The sequence below is a fragment of the Nocardia sp. NPDC127606 genome (assembly GCF_042671725.1).
GTDB lineage: Bacteria > Actinomycetota > Actinomycetes > Mycobacteriales > Mycobacteriaceae > Nocardia.
In genome coordinates, this window is the sequence record NZ_JBHXWQ010000003.1 from 210,966 (window position 1) to 226,146 (window position 15,181).

Annotated in this window: 15 protein-coding genes and 1 tRNA gene; 9 read left to right on the forward strand and 7 right to left on the reverse strand. The window is 66.9% G+C overall.

The annotated features are described in order from the left end of the window. Positions 1–98: 98 nt before the first annotated feature. Together ACFVJ5_RS16655 and ACFVJ5_RS16660 are read right to left on the reverse strand one after the other, a co-directional pair. On the reverse strand, positions 99–1,400 hold the full coding sequence (locus ACFVJ5_RS16655) for a D-arabinono-1,4-lactone oxidase (protein ID WP_379220974.1): 1,302 nt from the start codon (positions 1,398–1,400) through the stop codon (positions 99–101). Between the two features lie 57 nt (positions 1,401–1,457). After that, positions 1,458–2,135, reverse strand: coding sequence for a TetR/AcrR family transcriptional regulator (locus ACFVJ5_RS16660; RefSeq protein ID WP_358070330.1), 678 nt, complete (start codon positions 2,133–2,135; stop codon positions 1,458–1,460). A gap of 129 nt (positions 2,136–2,264) precedes the next feature. Here ACFVJ5_RS16660 and ACFVJ5_RS16665 point away from each other — a divergent pair, with 129 nt between their 5' ends. The 7 genes from ACFVJ5_RS16665 to ACFVJ5_RS16695 all read left to right on the forward strand — a co-directional run bounded on the left by ACFVJ5_RS16665 (position 2,265) and on the right by ACFVJ5_RS16695 (position 8,849). Continuing rightward, positions 2,265–3,758, forward strand: coding sequence for an MFS transporter (locus ACFVJ5_RS16665; RefSeq protein ID WP_379220976.1), 1,494 nt, complete (start codon positions 2,265–2,267; stop codon positions 3,756–3,758). Between the two features lie 174 nt (positions 3,759–3,932). Beyond that, on the forward strand, positions 3,933–4,349 hold the full coding sequence (gene crcB, locus ACFVJ5_RS16670; protein WP_379220978.1) for a fluoride efflux transporter CrcB: 417 nt from the start codon (positions 3,933–3,935) through the stop codon (positions 4,347–4,349). A 64-nt stretch (positions 4,350–4,413) separates the two neighbouring features. Beyond that, on the forward strand, positions 4,414–4,776 hold the full coding sequence (gene crcB / locus ACFVJ5_RS16675) for a fluoride efflux transporter CrcB (RefSeq protein ID WP_379220980.1): 363 nt from the start codon (positions 4,414–4,416) through the stop codon (positions 4,774–4,776). Positions 4,777–4,823: 47 nt separating this feature from the next. Then, complete coding sequence (gene pgm, locus ACFVJ5_RS16680; protein WP_379220982.1) at positions 4,824–6,461, forward strand: phosphoglucomutase (alpha-D-glucose-1,6-bisphosphate-dependent); 1,638 nt, start codon at positions 4,824–4,826, stop codon at positions 6,459–6,461. Continuing rightward, on the forward strand, positions 6,458–7,789 hold the full coding sequence (locus ACFVJ5_RS16685; protein WP_379220984.1) for an MFS transporter: 1,332 nt from the start codon (positions 6,458–6,460) through the stop codon (positions 7,787–7,789). The genes pgm and ACFVJ5_RS16685 overlap by 4 nt, the downstream gene beginning before the upstream one ends. A gap of 65 nt (positions 7,790–7,854) precedes the next feature. Further along, positions 7,855–8,595, forward strand: a complete 741-nt coding sequence (locus tag ACFVJ5_RS16690) for a DsbA family protein (RefSeq protein WP_379220986.1) — start codon at positions 7,855–7,857, stop codon at positions 8,593–8,595. 181 nt (positions 8,596–8,776) lie between these two features. Continuing rightward, positions 8,777–8,849, forward strand: a tRNA-Ala gene (locus tag ACFVJ5_RS16695). Positions 8,850–9,083: 234 nt separating this feature from the next. Here the strand turns inward: ACFVJ5_RS16695 and ACFVJ5_RS16700 are convergent. From ACFVJ5_RS16700 to ACFVJ5_RS16715, 4 genes are all read right to left on the reverse strand, one after another. Next, positions 9,084–9,506: a type II toxin-antitoxin system VapC family toxin gene (locus ACFVJ5_RS16700; protein WP_379220988.1), complete on the reverse strand. Its 423-nt coding sequence runs from the start codon at positions 9,504–9,506 to the stop codon at positions 9,084–9,086. Continuing rightward, complete coding sequence (locus ACFVJ5_RS16705) at positions 9,503–9,802, reverse strand: type II toxin-antitoxin system Phd/YefM family antitoxin (protein ID WP_379220990.1); 300 nt, start codon at positions 9,800–9,802, stop codon at positions 9,503–9,505. Before ACFVJ5_RS16705 ends, ACFVJ5_RS16700 begins: the two co-directional genes overlap by 4 nt. Further along, positions 9,799–10,284, reverse strand: coding sequence for a nuclear transport factor 2 family protein (locus ACFVJ5_RS16710; protein ID WP_379220992.1), 486 nt, complete (start codon positions 10,282–10,284; stop codon positions 9,799–9,801). Before ACFVJ5_RS16710 ends, ACFVJ5_RS16705 begins: the two co-directional genes overlap by 4 nt. A gap of 149 nt (positions 10,285–10,433) precedes the next feature. Then, positions 10,434–10,829, reverse strand: a complete 396-nt coding sequence (locus ACFVJ5_RS16715) for a Zn-ribbon domain-containing OB-fold protein (RefSeq protein ID WP_379220994.1) — start codon at positions 10,827–10,829, stop codon at positions 10,434–10,436. A gap of 274 nt (positions 10,830–11,103) precedes the next feature. Between ACFVJ5_RS16715 and ACFVJ5_RS16720 the strand changes: the two genes are divergently transcribed. Together ACFVJ5_RS16720 and ACFVJ5_RS16725 are read left to right on the forward strand one after the other, a co-directional pair. Further along, the gene (locus ACFVJ5_RS16720; RefSeq protein WP_379220995.1) at positions 11,104–13,419 is read left to right on the forward strand and encodes an ATP-binding protein; all 2,316 of its coding nucleotides are present in this window, start codon (positions 11,104–11,106) and stop codon (positions 13,417–13,419) included. 218 nt (positions 13,420–13,637) lie between these two features. Continuing rightward, positions 13,638–14,654 (forward strand): fatty acid desaturase family protein, encoded by a 1,017-nt coding sequence (locus ACFVJ5_RS16725; protein ID WP_379220997.1) that lies wholly within the window; start codon positions 13,638–13,640, stop codon positions 14,652–14,654. A gap of 3 nt (positions 14,655–14,657) precedes the next feature. Here ACFVJ5_RS16725 and ACFVJ5_RS16730 read toward each other — a convergent pair whose 3' ends face one another. Next, on the reverse strand, positions 14,658–15,176 hold the full coding sequence (locus ACFVJ5_RS16730) for a winged helix-turn-helix transcriptional regulator (RefSeq protein WP_379220999.1): 519 nt from the start codon (positions 15,174–15,176) through the stop codon (positions 14,658–14,660). Between the last annotated feature and the right edge of the window lie 5 nt (positions 15,177–15,181).

A 15,181-nucleotide genomic window follows, 5' to 3' on the forward strand; every position in this document is an offset into this window, starting at 1 on the left:
GATATCACCCCCATCATTCCATCAGCGCGCTGCGGCGGGGGCTGGTGTGGACGAACCGGCGACCCGGTTGTCCGAGGAGTGTCCGCGCGGCCGGGACGTCAGTCGAGTAAGCCGAGTACCCGGTGCACGTAGTCGTTGGCGAATACCCCGGTGGGGTCGAAGCGGCGTCGGACCGCGGTGAAGCGGTCCCAGTCGGGGTAGCGCGAGCGCAGTGTCTCGGCGGTCTGGAAGTGGCGTTTGCCCCAGTGCGGCCTGCCGTCGTAGGCGTCGAAGACCGCCTCGCACGCGCGGAAGTACGGTTCCCACACCATGCCCTGATACTGGTGCACCGCGATGTAGCAGGTGTCGCGTCCGCCCGCGGGGGACAGGAAGGCGTCGTCGGGTGCGACCCAGCGCACCTCGATCGGCATCGGTGTGCCGAATTGCCTTCCCAGCGCCAGGATCTCGCGAATGGCCTCGGCCGCGTGCGCGCGCGGGATCGCGTATTCCATCTCGTTGAACTTCACCAGTCGCGGGGTGGAGAACACGCGGTAGGAACGGTCGACCTGCCGGTTGTTGCTACCGGCGAGCGTGGCCGCGCGGTGAATCATGGGGATGGCGGCGGGAATTCGCCGACCGAGCTTGCACATGCCGTCGTAGACATGGTTGGCGATCAGGATGTCGTTGATCCACTCGCTCATCGTGCCGCGCGGCTGCTCCGGCGCCTGCGTGCGATCGATGGCCTTGGTCATCGCCGTGGCGCTGTGCGGGAACGCGAAGAATTCGAAATGGTCACTGCCGTCGGCGAATTCGTCGATGTCGGCGAGCACCTCGTCCAGCGGCACCGGCCGCTCGACGCACTCCAGCACGAACGACGGTTCGAGTTGCAGGGTGGCCGCGGTGACGACGCCGAGCGCGCCGACGCTGACCCGCGCCGCCTTCCAGCCGTCGGCGTCGGTCTGCTCGTTGAGCTCCACCCGGGTGCCGTCCGCGCGCAGCACCTCCACCGAGTGCAGTGCCGCGGAGATATTGCGCAGCCGGGCGCCGGTGCCGTGGGTGGCGGTGGCGGTGGCGCCCGCGAGGCTCTGCGTATCGATGTCACCGAGATTGGGGAAGGCCAGGCCGTGTCCGTGCAGCAGCGGGCTCGCCGCGTGCAGCGAGATCCCGGCCTCCACCCGCACGCGTCCGGTGGCGGAGTCGACGTCGAGAACCTTGTCCAGACCGCTGAGGTCGATCAGCGTGCCGTCGGTGAGCACGGCGTCGGTGAACGAATGTCCCGACCCGGCGACGCGCACGGTCCGCCCGGCGGCGGCCGATTCGGTGACTATCGCGGCCAGTTCCTCGACGTCACGCGGCGCGGCGACGACGGCGGGTGTGCAGCTCTGCTGGCCTGCCCAGTTCACCCAGGTGCTCTTGGTCATGTGTCCAACAGTAGAGGATGCACTGTGACGCGCGCTACTGGTTGGACAGGTTTCGGCTCAGCGACGGCGTCCGAGGCAGCCGGCGGCCTTGGCCTGCTCGACTTCCTCGTTGGTCATCGGCGCGACCAGCAGTGGCCTGCGCGGCACCGCGTCGGTGCGCACGCCGTTGAGTGCGATGGCCATATACCGTTGCCACACTTCGGAATTGATCGGCCCAGCGAACTCCGCGAGGGAATTGACCATGTGGATCAGCGCGAAGAAGTCGGTGGTCGCGATGTCGGGGTCCACCGCGCCCGCCGCGCGAGCGCGATCGATGATGCCCGCGACCGCCGGTTGGATCCGGTCGCGCAACTCGGCGAAACGGGCCGGATCTTCCTCGAGTTCGAGCATGACCTCGCCGAAACCGCGGTTGGTCGCCAGGTGTTTGCACGCACTCTCGAAGAACTCGACGAGCGCGAGCCAGGCGTCCGGGTTGCTCATGGCCGCGTCAGCCGCGTCGGCGAAGTCCTTCACGTGCTGGTCGAAGACCTCGGCGATCAGTTCCTTCTTGTTCGCGAAGCGCCGATACACCGTGCCGACGCCGACTCCGGCGCGCTCGGCGACGTCGTCGAGGGTGATCTCGAGGCCATGATCGGCGAATAGCTCACGGGCGGCCGCGACGATGCGTTGCTGATTGCGCGCGGCGTCGGCGCGCAGTCTGCGGGGTGGTGTGGCAGTCGTCGTGGCGTGATTCACAAGTACATCCTATCAATCCGGGGATTAAGTGGAGGTCGTTTCTCCGTTACTCTGGTAGCTTCGAATGAAGCGGAGGCGGTATCTCCGATTATGCCACCTGAAACCACCCGCAGACCAACTAGGGGAGTTATGACCACCACACTCGACACCGGGCTGGAGAGCCCCGCGGATACCGGTCGCCGCGGCTCGCACGCCCTGCGCTGGTGGGTGCTTGCCGTACTCGGCATCGCCCAGCTGATGGTCGTGCTCGATGCGACGATCGTCAATATCGCGCTGCCCGCGGCCCAGGCCGATCTCGGCTTCGGCGATGGTGACCGGCAGTGGGTCATCACCGGCTACGCCCTCGCCTTCGGTAGCCTCCTGCTGCTCGGCGGCAGGCTCAGCGACCTGTTCGGTCGCCGCAACACCTTCATCGTCGGGCTCGTCGGCTTCGCGGTGGCCTCGGCCATCGGCGGTGCGGCCACCAGCTTCGAGATGCTCGTCGCGGCCCGCGTCGGCCAGGGTGTGTTCGGTGCGCTGCTCGCGCCCGCCGCGCTCTCACTGCTCACGGTCACCTTCACCGAACCCGGTGAGCGGTCCAAGGCGTTCGGCATCTTCGGTGCCGTCGCCGGTGCCGGTGGTGCGATCGGCCTGCTGCTCGGTGGCGTGCTCACCGAATGGGCGTCGTGGCGCTGGGCGATGTACGTCAACCTGATCTTCGCCGCCGTCGCGCTCGTCGGTGCCGTGCTGTTGCTGGCCAAGCACACCTCGACCTCGCGTCCCAAGCTCGACTGGTACGGCACGATCACCGTCACCGCCGCGCTGTTCGGCATCGTCTACGGCTTCTCGCACGCCGAGTCCAACGGCTGGAGCGACCCGACCACGCTGGCCTTCCTGATCGGTGGCGCCGTGCTGCTCGCGGCCTTCGTGTGGATCGAGACCAAGGTCGCGCACCCGTTGCTGCCGTTGCGCATCGTCGCCGACCGCACCCGTGGCGCGTCGTACCTGACCGTGTTCGTCATGGGCATCGGCATGTTCGCGATCTTCTTGTTCCTCACCTTCTACATGCAGCTGACCCTGGCGTACACGCCGATCGTCACCGGTCTGGCCTTCCTGCCGATGGTGGCGGGCATGGTGGTCTCCTCGACCACCGCGCCGTCGCTGCTGCTGCCGAAGGTCGGTCCCAAGATCGTCATCAGCGGTGGATTCCTCATCGCCGCCGCGGGCATGCTGTGGCTCACCCGGATCGGTCTGGACTCGGGCTACGTCACCCATATCCTGCCCGCGCTGGTACTGCTCGGCCTCGGCCTCGGTGGTGCGATGTCGGTCGCGTTCCAGGGTGCGACGGCGGGCGTGCAGCACGAGGACGCCGGCGTCGCCTCGGCGATGGTCAACACCAGCCAGCAGGTCGGTGGGTCCATCGGTACCGCGCTGCTCAGCACCATCGCGGCCTCGGCGATGACCGACTACGTGTCCTCGCACCAACCGGGCCCGCTCACGATGGCGCAGGGCGCGATCGAGAGCTACACCACCAGCTTCTGGTGGGCGACGGCCACTTTCGTACTCGGCGCGATCGTGATCGCGGCGATCATGCCGAACACCGTGCCCGCCCCGGCCGAAGGCGAACCGGTGCTGGCGCACTGATCCAGGACAACTACCCGGCGATGGCCCGAACCGACAATCGGTTCGGGCCATCGCCGTTCGTCGGTGTGGGCTGCTGAAAGTTAGCCACGGGGCGCACCGCTCGCCCGGGTGTCGGTGGGTCTGGATACGATGAGCGACGACCACCACACGGATCGGCCGACGGGAGGGCAACGCATGGCATCGCGGCCCCCGGCGCTCGATCCGGCCGTCCTCGCGGCGATCTCGGTGGGTGGGGGGCTCGGCGCCACCGCCCGTTTCGGCGTCGGACACTGGTGGCCGGTACTGCCCGGCCGATTCCCGTGGTCGACGTTGACGGTGAATGTGCTCGGCTGCTTCGCGATCGGGGTGCTCATGGTCGTGGTCACCGAACTGTGGGAAGCACCGAAACTCGTGCGGCCGTTCCTGGGAATCGGTGTGCTGGGGGGCTTCACGACTTTCTCCACCTATAGCCTCGAGATTCGTAGACTCATCGGCACCGGTGCGACGGGCACGGCGGTCGCCTATCTCGGCCTGTCGGTGCTCGCGGCACTCGGTGCCGTGGCAGTCGCCATGCGCGCGACCCGCTGGGTCGCGCGGCGGGGGTTCGCATGAATTCGACGACGGAAGGGGGCCATCCGATGGTCGAGATGTGGGCTCCCACAGCGGGAGGCGCGGCATGACGGTGGCGCTGGTGATGGCCGGTGGCATGCTGGGGGCGCCCGCCCGGTACCTGATCGACCGGCAGATGTCGGCGCGGTTTCCGACTGGGCTGCCTTGGGGGACGCTAACCGTTAACATTGTCGGTTCGGCGTTGCTCGGGGGTCTGATCGGCGCGAGTGCGGGCAGTTCGCTGCTGGCATTCGCGGCAACCGGCTTCTGTGGTGCGCTGACCACGTTCAGCACGTTCGGCTACGAGACGGTCCGTCTGGTAACCGAGGGCGCCTACGTGTATGCCGTGGGCAATGTCGTGATCAGCGTCGCGGCGAGCCTGGCCGCGGTGTACGCCGCCGCGTCCCTGACCCAGTGGTTGTGCGCATGATTCTCATGACCAGCCGCGCGCAGCCGACACGGAAGGGAACACCCACCATGGCCCACGATCGCGCCGGACGGCCCGCCCGCCCGACCGACCTGGTGGACATCGCTCACCTGGTCACCGCGTACTACAGCCTCGTCCCCGATCCGGACGAGCCGAGCCAGCAGGTGGTGTTCGGCACCTCGGGTCACCGCGGGTCCAGCGAGGACAGCGCGTTCAACGAGGCCCACATCATGGCGATGACGCAGGCGATCGTCGAATACCGCGCCACCCGTGACATCACCGGGCCGGTCTACCTCGCGCGCGACACCCATGCCCTGTCCGAACCCGCGTGGACCACCGCGCTCGAGGTCCTGGCGGGCAACGACGTCACCGCGGTGATCGACGCTCGCGGCCGCTACACCCCCACGCCCGCGCTGAGCCACGCTGTCCTGAACCACAATCGCGGCGGTACCAAGCACCAGGCCGACGGCATCGTGGTCACCCCCTCGCACAACCCACCGCGCGACGGCGGCTTCAAATACAACCCACCGCACGGCGGCCCCGCCGACACCAAGGCCACCGACGCCATCGCCGCCCGCGCCAACGAACTGCTGCGTGGCGGCCTGGCCGGGGTCAAACGGGTTTCGCTCGATCAGGCGATGAACACCCACGTCCAGCGCTACGACTACCTCGACCAATACGTCTCCGACCTGCCGAACGCGTTGAACCTGGACGCGATTCGTGGCGCGGGCATCCGGATGGGCGCCGACCCGATGGGCGGCGCGAGCGTGGACTACTGGGAGGAGATCGGCCAGCGGTTCGATCTCGAGCTCGAAGTGGTCAACCCGTTCGTCGACCCCACCTGGCGTTTCATGACCCTCGACAGCGACGGCCAGATCCGGATGGATCCGTCCTCACGCCATGCCATGGCGGCACTGGTCGGTATCAAGGACGACTACGACATCTCCACCGGCAACGACGCCGACGCCGACCGGCACGGCATCGTCACCCCCGACGGTGGCCTGATGAACCCCAACCACTTCCTCGCCGTCGCGATCGAATACCTGGTCGCGAACCGGATGTGGTGGGATGCGCTCACCAAGATCGGCAAGACCGTCGTCACCTCGTCCATGGTCGACCGCGTGGTCGGCGTGCTCGGGCGGGACGTGTACGAGGTGCCGGTCGGGTTCAAGTGGTTCGTGCCCGGATTGTTCAGTGGCAGTCTGGCATTCGGTGGTGAGGAGAGCGCGGGCGCGTCGTTCCTGCGGATGGACGGCACCGTGTGGACCACCGACAAGGACGGCATCCTGCTCGCCCTGCTCGCCGCCGAGATCGCCGCCGTCACCGGTCAGACCCCGTCGGCCAGGTACGGCGAACTGGAACGCCAATACGGCAGCCCCGCCTACGCGCGGATCGATGCCGCCGCCACCAGCGAGCAGAAAGCCGAGCTCGCGCGCCTGACCCCCGAGGCCGTCACCGGCACCGAGATCGCGGGCGAGGAGATCACCGGCATCCTCACCACCGCGCGCGGCAACGGAGCGCCGCTGGGTGGGCTGAAGGTGACCACGGAGAACGCCTGGTTCGCCGCACGTCCCTCGGGCACCGAGGACAAATACAAGATCTACGCCGAGTCCTTCCTCGGCCCCGAGCATCTCACCCAGGTACAGGCCGCGGCCGAGGAGATGGTGAACCAGGCGCTGGGCGAGTGAGCGCTCCTGCCAAAGTCCGGCTACCCGCCGAGATCTGGGTACTGATCGCGGCCGCCTTCGTGATCGCGCTCGGGTTCGGTCTCGTCGCGCCCGTGTTGCCGCAATACGCCCGCGAATTCGGGGTGGGCATCGCGGCGGCGTCGGCGATCGTGAGCGCGTTCGCGTTGATGCGGTTGCTGTTCGCGCCCGCCAGCGGGCGGCTCGTGCAGAAGCTGGGCGAGCGGCGGGTGTATCTGGCGGGCATCGTGATCGTGGCGCTGTCGACCGGGGCGTGCGCGCTGGCGCAGACGTATTGGCAACTGCTGGTGCTGCGTTCGCTCGGTGGCATCGGGTCCACGATGTTCACGGTGTCGTCGATGGCGCTGATCATCCGGGTGTCACCGCCCGCCGCGCGCGGTCGGGTTTCGGGCGTCTACTCGACCAGTTTCCTGATCGGGTCGTTGTTCGGGCCGCTGGTCGGCAGCAGTCTGGCCGGTTTCGGGCTGCGTGCGCCGTTCGTGATCTACATGGTCGCGCTGCTCGTGGTGTGTGTGATCGTGTTCGCCGGGCTGCGCGAATCGCCGGTGCTCGCGCCCGAAAACGGCGCGAAGCCTGTCGAATTCACCTTCCGGCAAGGGTGGGCCGAGCCCGCCTATCGGGCGGTGCTGCTGTCTAGTTTCGCCGGTGGCATCGCGGTGTTCGGTGTGCGGATGGCATTCGTTCCGTTGCTCGTCGTGGAAACGCTGCATCAGGAAGTCGGCATGGCGGGTGTCGCGCTGACGGTGTTCGCCGCGGGCAACGCGGCCGTGTTGTTCTTGTCGGGCAGGCTCTCCGACCGGCTCGGCCGGAAACCGTTCCTGATCGCCGGGTCCGTCATCTGCGCGCTCGGCACCGGTGCGCTCGGTTTCGCGCCGACGCTGCCGTGGTTCTTCGCCGCGTCGTTCATCGCGGGCCTGGGGTCGGGGATGTTCAGTCCGGTGCAGCAAGCGGCGCTGGCCGATGTGATCGGGTCGCGGGCCCGCGGCGGTCCGGTGCTGGCCGCGTTCCAGATGTCGGCCGATCTGGGCACCGTGCTCGGCCCGATCGTCATCGGCTGGTTGGCCGAACGCACGTCGTTCGGGGTGGGCATGGCCGTGACCGGTGCGGTGCTGGCGGTGTCGGCCGCAGTGTGGGTGTTCACTCCCGAGCCGTCGCAGATCAAGCACCCCGAAGACCCGGAGCACCCCGATCACGCGGGCGACGGCATCGACCCGCAATGCGCCTGCGACGGCAGCCCCGACGGTAAGCCGGTGGTGCGTGACGGCATGGTTCCCGCCGGTCGACCCAGCGATTACCACAAGCCGCAGTAGCAGGTCAGCGCCATTTCGGCGTGCCCGCGCGGCGCGCCGCCGGCGACTCGAGGCAGAGTGGACGGGTGAGCACAGCCGGTTCTTCGCACAATCCGCGCCCCGTTTCCAGCAACACCACCTACGCGCTGGCCGCGGTGGCGGTCGTCCTCATCGGGTTGATCGTGTTCGCTGCCTACAAGTGGAGCGCGGAACCGCCGCCCGCCGTCCGCAACGAGGGCTACGGCCCCGTCCGCGAGGCCGCCGTGCAGGTCACCACCACCCCCGAGGGCGTCATCCGCCTCGGCCGCCCCGAGGCCCCCAAGACCATCGACATCTTCGAAGACCCCATCTGCCCCGCCTGCGGCGCGATGGAAACCGCCTACGGCCAGGAACTGGCCCAGAAGATCGACGAAGGCAAGCTCGCGGTGAACTACCACCTCGTCACTTTCCTCGACCCCCAGTCCAAGAGCAAGGACTACTCCACCCGCGCGACAGCCGCGAATCTCTGTGTCGCCCAAACGGGTTCAGGGCCCATCTACAGCAAGTTCCACGAAACCCTGTTCACGAAGAAGCAGCCCTCCGAAGGCGGCTCCGACCTGAGCAACCCCGCCCTGGCCACCATCGCCACCGAATCCGGCGCCCCCGAATCCGTCGCCGCCTGCATCAACAACGGCACCCAGTCCGATGCCGCCAAGACTGCCGCCGCGAAGAACCTCGCCGACCTCGACGCTCGCACCGGCAACAAGGCCGCCACCCCCTCGATCTACGACGGCACCACCAAGATCGACTGGCAAGACGAGAACTGGGTCGTGAACCTGGCCCCGTGAGCCCCCGCGTGAGGTTCGGCACATTCTACCCCTGACCAGCCGATCCTTCCCGTCCCACGAGCCACTGCACCCCCGCCCGTAACCCCGCATTTTCGCCGTCTACCAGCCGATTTGTTCTCTCTCAGACGCATGGTGTAACTTCATTCAGGCAGCAGCGAGAGCCGCTGAAACAACTGAACACGGGGCTATGGCGCAGCTGGTAGCGCACCACACTGGCAGTGTGGGGGTCAGGGGTTCGAGTCCCCTTAGCTCCACCCACAACAAAGGTCCGGCTTTACAGCCGGGCCTTTGTTCGTTTCGTGGGCCTGCAACCGACGGGTGTGCATTGGGGAGATGTACGGCGCCTATGTGTCTGAAGTTGGGGAAGGTGGGGTAGCGATCGGTTCGCCGGACTCACGGCGCACATCGATCTAAATCGATCTAATTCGGTTGCAGCGCAATCTTGATCCCGACTCCGATCACAAGGCGAAGCGGTGGGGACTGGCCCGTCAGGCGGGATTCCAAGGGTTGATGACAGGTATACCCATCGGCTCGAAGTCTTTGACGTTGCGAGTAACTACGGTCATACCGTGCTCGTCCGCCGTTGCCGCGATCATCGCATCGCGCTCGGGCCGTGGGTCCGGGACGTGTAACCGTGCTGCGCGTCGACTGACGGCGAGGTCGAGGGCCAGGATTCGGTTCGCGAACACGTACAACAGATCGTCTTCGAGCCAGGTGCGCAGCCGACTGCCCTGGGTTGAGTCACGCCGTTCGATCCGGCGGATACCGACCTCGACCTCCATGATCGTGATGACGCTCAGAAACAAGTCGGATGGCCGTCGTTGTGCCACCCACGAGCGCACCGCTGGGTTTGCTGACTGTGGCGACTTGCGCAACTCGCTGACGACGTTGGTGTCGAGGAGGAAAGTCACAGGTCGGCGACCCTCAGATCCACCTGCAGCGGCGCCGGTTCGAACTCGATCTCGTCGTCCATGCTCAGCCGGGAAACGAGGTCCTGGCTGTCGGCCTTCAGTCGCCGGTACTCGTCGATAGACAAGAGCACGAAAGCGTCCTCGCCCCGATCTGTGATCACGACAGGCCCTTCGGCCGCAGCCCGTTTCGCAGCGCTGACATCCTGGTTGAACTCCCGAGCGCTCATCGAGGACATCGCAACCCCTCCTAATGTAGGTATGTACCTACGATACGCCGATATCGGCTCGATCTTCAATCCAGCACCGTCGCCGGGTCGCCTCCGGTGATGGTTCGGTAGTCGTCGATCCGATGGCCGGTCCGCCAGGGGCGTGCCGCGCCCGATACCCACCAGCGCCGCCACAGTGACGGGTGTTTCAGAACGATGGGCAGCACCGGTAGGGGGTCGAAGTAGTTCATTCGCTGGATCGCCTTGTCGTCGCGAAGGATCATGCGATCGACGTTCGGCCATTCGATGCGGTGGCGTCCTACGTGCGCCAGCAACCGGAACTCGATGAAGACCACGTCGTCGTCGCCGCGCCATCGGTCGACGTGCGCCCGGAGGTCGGGGAGGAATCGCCAGATCTGTGCGAACTCTCGTTGCGCCGCGGCGATGCCGTGCATCGGTGGGGACAGCGGCTGGGTCAGCACCACGTCCGGATGCAGAATCTCGGGGATTCGATCGACGGACGGTCGATCCCAGAAGTCGATGAAGTTCGCGACGAACTGTTCAGCGGACATGCGGCTTCCTCTCGTCATCGTGACGGTAGCGAACTGACGCGATGCTCCGCGACCACCTGAGTCGGACCTGTATTTCCGGTGAATGCGTCACGTTCTTGTTCCGAGCCGTGGCCGCAGGTCAGTACACCGCGGTCCGGCCGTTCCTCCGCTCAGACACTGATACGGCAGGCCGCCGTGCGATGACCGTCGGACATCTGCCGACCGGCGCTCACGGCGAAGACCGGGAACCTGTCGTCCCACGAACACGACTGAAATTGCACACGCACCGGGCAGTTTTGCAGCGGCGGGAGCCCGCCTTCGATGGATGTGTAGACCCACGGCCCCTCGTCGAGCTCGACAATGGCGATCGTCAACGGTCTTACGCCGCGCATTCCGGTCGCGGCGCGATCCACGACCCGACAGGACACGATCGAACCGGCGCCCGCCGACGGCAGCCACTCGAGGCTGCCGGAGATGCAGGACGAGCAGCCGACAGTCACCGCCGCGAACAGCGTGTAGCAGCAGGTGCACCGGCGAATCATCAACGTGTCTTCCACGTGCTGCATGTCGCTTTCGCCGGCCGTATCGCTGTCGACTGGATCGGGTGGGTACATCGGGCCTCCGGGAGATGGTGCTGACCGTCACTTCAGCGTCCTCCGAACACGGCGTCACGGGGACGGTCGATATACCCGTTTTTCGGAAATCAGGCTACTTCTGAAGCCGGCGTCCGGGCGGTGGCGGTGCTGTGATGGTGCCGGGGATGGATCGGGTTCTGTGGTGGTCTACACGGCGTAACCTGACGTTCTGGACCATTCCGCCATCGAATGCGAGGCATGTCGGATGCCGCCAACCAGTCAGGGCGCGCTGGGAAATCTCCCCGCGGAATTGACTCAATTCGTCGGCCGAGGACGCGAGATCGTCGAGGTCAGACGGTTGTTGTCCGAGGCGCGGCTGGTGACGTTGACCGGTATCGGCGGGGTAGGCAAGACCCGGTTGGCGATCCGGGTGGCCGAGGAGGTGCGCCGAGCGTTCGACGACGGGGTCTGGCTGGTCGAGTTCGAAAAGGTTCGCGAGCCGGACCTGGTGGCAGGGGCCGCAGTGTCCGCACTGAAACTGGTGGGGCGGACGGCCCAGACGCCGCAGGAGTTGCTCGTCGATTTCGTCGCCACGCGCCATCTGCTCCTGGTGCTCGACAACTGCGAGCACCTGGTGGACACGATCGCCGCGCTGGCCGAATCGCTGCTGCGTGCCGCGCTGCGCTTGCATATCCTCGCGACCAGCCGGGAGCCGGTCGGCATCGGTGGGGAGGTGGTGGTCCCGGTGCCGCCGCTGTCGGTTCCCGGGGCGGAGGGGTCGCCGAGCTTGCGCGCGACGTTGCGGTGTGACGCGGTCGCACTGTTCGTCGACCGCGCGCGCTCGGCCGTCCCCGGATTCGAGCTGACCGAAGACAGCAAGATCACCGTCGCACGCATATGCCGACGACTCGAGGGCCTGCCACTGCCCATCGAGTTGACCGCGGCCCGGCTGCGGTCGATGTCACCGGAGCAGATCCTGCAACGGCTCACCGACCGATATCGACTGCTCACCGGTGGCGGTCGCGCGACGCCGACCCGTCAACAGACGCTGCGCCAGTGCGTCGATTGGAGCTACGACCTGCTGACCGACCGTGAGCGAGAGCTGTGGGCGCGGGTGACGGTGTTCGCGGGCGGCTTCGAATTGGATGCCGCAGAGGCGATCTGCGGTGCCGGACTCGATCCCGGCGATGTACTCGACCTGGTGGGCTCGCTGGTGGACAAGTCGGTCCTGATCCGTGAGACCCGCGGTGACGGCGGCGTCCGGTACCGGACGCTCGAAACGCTGCGCGAGTACGGCCGGGAACGGTTGCGCAGTAGCGGTGACGAGAAGGAATTGCAGCGCCGCCACCGGGACTGGTTCGAACGCCTGGCGTTGCGGGCGTACACCGAATGGGCCGGGCCGAAGCAGCTGGAATGGATCGAGCAGCTACACCGGGAACAGCCCAATCTGCGTGAGGCGATGGAGTTCTGCCTGGCCGAGCCCGACGAGGCGGAATCGGCCGAACGGATTGCCGTTGCCCTCTACGAGTTCTGGGTCGCGCGGCAGCGGGTCAGCGAGGCCCGATATTGGCTCGGTCGCGTGTTGGAGAGAACGAGCGGGGCAACGTTGGCGCACATCGCGGCACTGTGCGCGGACACAGTGCTGGCCGCGATGCAGACAGACATTCAGTCCGGGTCCGAGCGAATCGAACAGGCGCGTTCGTTGGCCGACGGCAGCGATGACGAGTTGTTGTGCGCGTATGTCGACGGCGCACATGGCTTGCTGTCGTTGTTCTCCGGCGATCTCACCGGTGCGAGGACACGGCTCGCGCGGGCGGTACCGGTGTTCGAGGCGTCCGGTGATGTTTTGCATCAGGTGTCGAGCTTGCTCGGCCTCGGCGTCGCGTGCGGTCTGCTGCAGGAAACGGACCTCGCCACGGCTTGCAACGAGCAAGCGCTGGCACTCACCACAGCGCACGGCGAGTCGGTCTACCGGTCCTACGCGGTCGCACAGCTCGCCTTTGCCACGGTCGAGCGCGGTGACCTAGAGCGCGGATCGGTGCTGGTCAAGGAGAGTCTTCGGGTTTCCCGGATGATCGAGGATTGGCCGGGTGTCGCGAGCTGTCTGGCAACCCTGGCCTTTGTCGCGGCTGTGCAGCGCCGGGCGCAGCGGGCTGCTGTGCTCGTCGGGGCAGCCATGGCGGTCGGAGAATCCGTGGGCAGTCAGGCGGTCAGTATTCTCGAGATGTTCGGCCACCACACCCAGGCACAGCAGGACGCCACTCGCGCGCTCGGCCCGCGCGCCTTCGAGGCGGCGATGCGCCAGGGCCACGATCTCGACATCGACTCGGCGCTCGCCTACGCCCTCGAGGAGGATCCGTCCGCGGCGGTGGAGGTTCCTGCCGCGGTGGGCGTACTCACCCGCCGCGAGAAGCAGATAGCCGAACTCATCGCGCAGGGCCTGACCAACCGGGCCATCGCGGAGAAACTCGTCATCTCCCAGCGCACTGCGGCGGGGCACGTCGAGCACATCCTGAGCAAACTGCACTGCGCGACTCGCGCGCAGGTCGCGGCGTGGGTGGTCGCTCACCGTCAAGAGTAGGCATGAATGGCGATCCGGTCGTATCGAGTGACGATCGCGGTAACGCGGATCTCGGGTGCGATGGCGCGAGGACCGGCGACATGGTCCGCCAGGTGATGGTGTCCGTGTAGCAGGACGACGACCGGATTCGGGTGGGCGGCGGTGCGGCGGCACGGCTAGTCGTCGCCGATCTGCAACCCGTTCACCCGGACGTGGCCTGCATGCGCCATGCTTGTGGCGTGGTTATCGCGTCTGATGTCGTCCCCGTGCGTGGCAGTGAGTACTCGGTCCTGTTGCGTCGCGTCCGGGCGGCGGACCTGCTCGACCGGCAAGTGGGGTATTACGGGTGGAAGAGCGCGCTGACCGCGGTGGCCTTCGTGGCTGGTTGGGCGGCGTTTTTCGCCATCGGTGACTCGTGGTGGACGCTGGCGGTGGGGGTGTTCCTGGCCGCGGTGTTCTCGCAGATCGCGTTCCTCGGCCACGATGCCGGGCACAAGCAGATCTTCGCCGGGCGTCGGGCCAACTACCTGTACGGGCTGATCGCGGGCAATCTCGCCATCGGGCTGAGCATCGGGTGGTGGACGAGTAACCACAACCGGCATCACGCCCACCCCAATACCGAGGGTATGGACCCGGACGCGATGGGTGTGCTCGCGTTCTCCGGTGACCGTGCGCGGGCCGGAAAGGGTTGGCGGCGCTTCATTTTCCGCTACCAGGCGTGGCTGTTCTTCCCGCTGCTGCTGCTGGAAGGCGGCAGCCTGCACTGGAAGAGCATCGTCGCGGTGTTCCGCTGGCCGATCCCGAACCGGGTCTGGGAGGGTGCGCTGCTGGCCGCCCACTTCATCGGCTTGCTCTCGGCGGCGTTTCTGGTGTTGTCGCCGGGTAAGGCGTTGGTGTTCATCGCCGTTCAGCAGGGTCTGTTCGGTTTGTACATGGGCTCCACCTTCGCGCCCAACCACAAGGGCATGGAAGTTCTGCCGGATGGCGACAACACCGACTTCCTGCGTCGCCAGGTGCTCACCTCGCGCAATGTGCGCGGCAGCTTCCTCGTCGACACCGCGATGGGTGGGCTGAACTATCAGATCGAGCACCACCTGTTCCCGTCGATGCCGCGCGCCAACCTGCGCCACGCTCAGCCGATGGTCGCCCAGTTCTGCGCCGAGATCGACGTTCCCTACTGCGAGACCGGCTTGTTCGAGTCGTACCGCCAGGCGATGGCTCACCTGAACGAAGTCGGCCGCCAGGCGGCCCGCTGACGCTTACTCGCCGGCCGCCGCGAGGTAGGCGGCGGTGAGTTCTGCGAGCACCCCGTCGTCGGGGAGCGGCGCGCCATGGAGATGGGTGGCGCGCAGTTCATCCATGAATCGCTCCCACATCGGGGGCCCGCCTTCGGCGAGTAACTCCGCGCGCACCGTCAGTTCGGGCGCCGTGTGCAACCATCGCGCGCCCCACGCGCCCAGTGCGGCCAGCACCGGAACGAGCTGAACCGCGGCCTCGGTGAGGTGGTATTCGACCTTCTGCCGGTGACTGGGGTCGTCGTCGCGAGTAAGCAGACCCGCGGCGACGAGTTTGGCGAGCCGCGCGGCCAGGATGTTCGAGGCGATGCCCTCGATGGATCCGGTGAGTAGTTCCCGGAAGTGCGTGTGCCCGCCGAACATGATGTCGCGCAGGATGATCAGGCTCCAGCGGTCGCCGAGGAGCTCGACCGTCAGGTTGATGGGGCAGCCCGACTTGCCGGGCGGCACCGGCAATTTCTCCTGGGCAACTGGTTGCGACATAGGAT

Coding starts and splice junctions, on each gene's coding strand:
- ACFVJ5_RS16655 (WP_379220974.1), bottom strand. CDS start 1,400: ATGACCAAGAGCACCTGGGTGAACTGGGCAGGCCAGCAGAGCTGCACA.
- ACFVJ5_RS16665 (WP_379220976.1), top strand. CDS start 2,265: ATGACCACCACACTCGACACCGGGCTGGAGAGCCCCGCGGATACCGGT.
- crcB (WP_379220978.1), top strand. CDS start 3,933: ATGGCATCGCGGCCCCCGGCGCTCGATCCGGCCGTCCTCGCGGCGATC.
- crcB (WP_379220980.1), top strand. CDS start 4,414: ATGACGGTGGCGCTGGTGATGGCCGGTGGCATGCTGGGGGCGCCCGCC.
- pgm (WP_379220982.1), top strand. CDS start 4,824: ATGGCCCACGATCGCGCCGGACGGCCCGCCCGCCCGACCGACCTGGTG.
- ACFVJ5_RS16710 (WP_379220992.1), bottom strand. CDS start 10,284: ATGTCCGCTGAACAGTTCGTCGCGAACTTCATCGACTTCTGGGATCGA.
- ACFVJ5_RS16715 (WP_379220994.1), bottom strand. CDS start 10,829: ATGCAGCACGTGGAAGACACGTTGATGATTCGCCGGTGCACCTGCTGC.
- ACFVJ5_RS16720 (WP_379220995.1), top strand. CDS start 11,104: ATGCCGCCAACCAGTCAGGGCGCGCTGGGAAATCTCCCCGCGGAATTG.
- ACFVJ5_RS16730 (WP_379220999.1), bottom strand. CDS start 15,176: ATGTCGCAACCAGTTGCCCAGGAGAAATTGCCGGTGCCGCCCGGCAAG.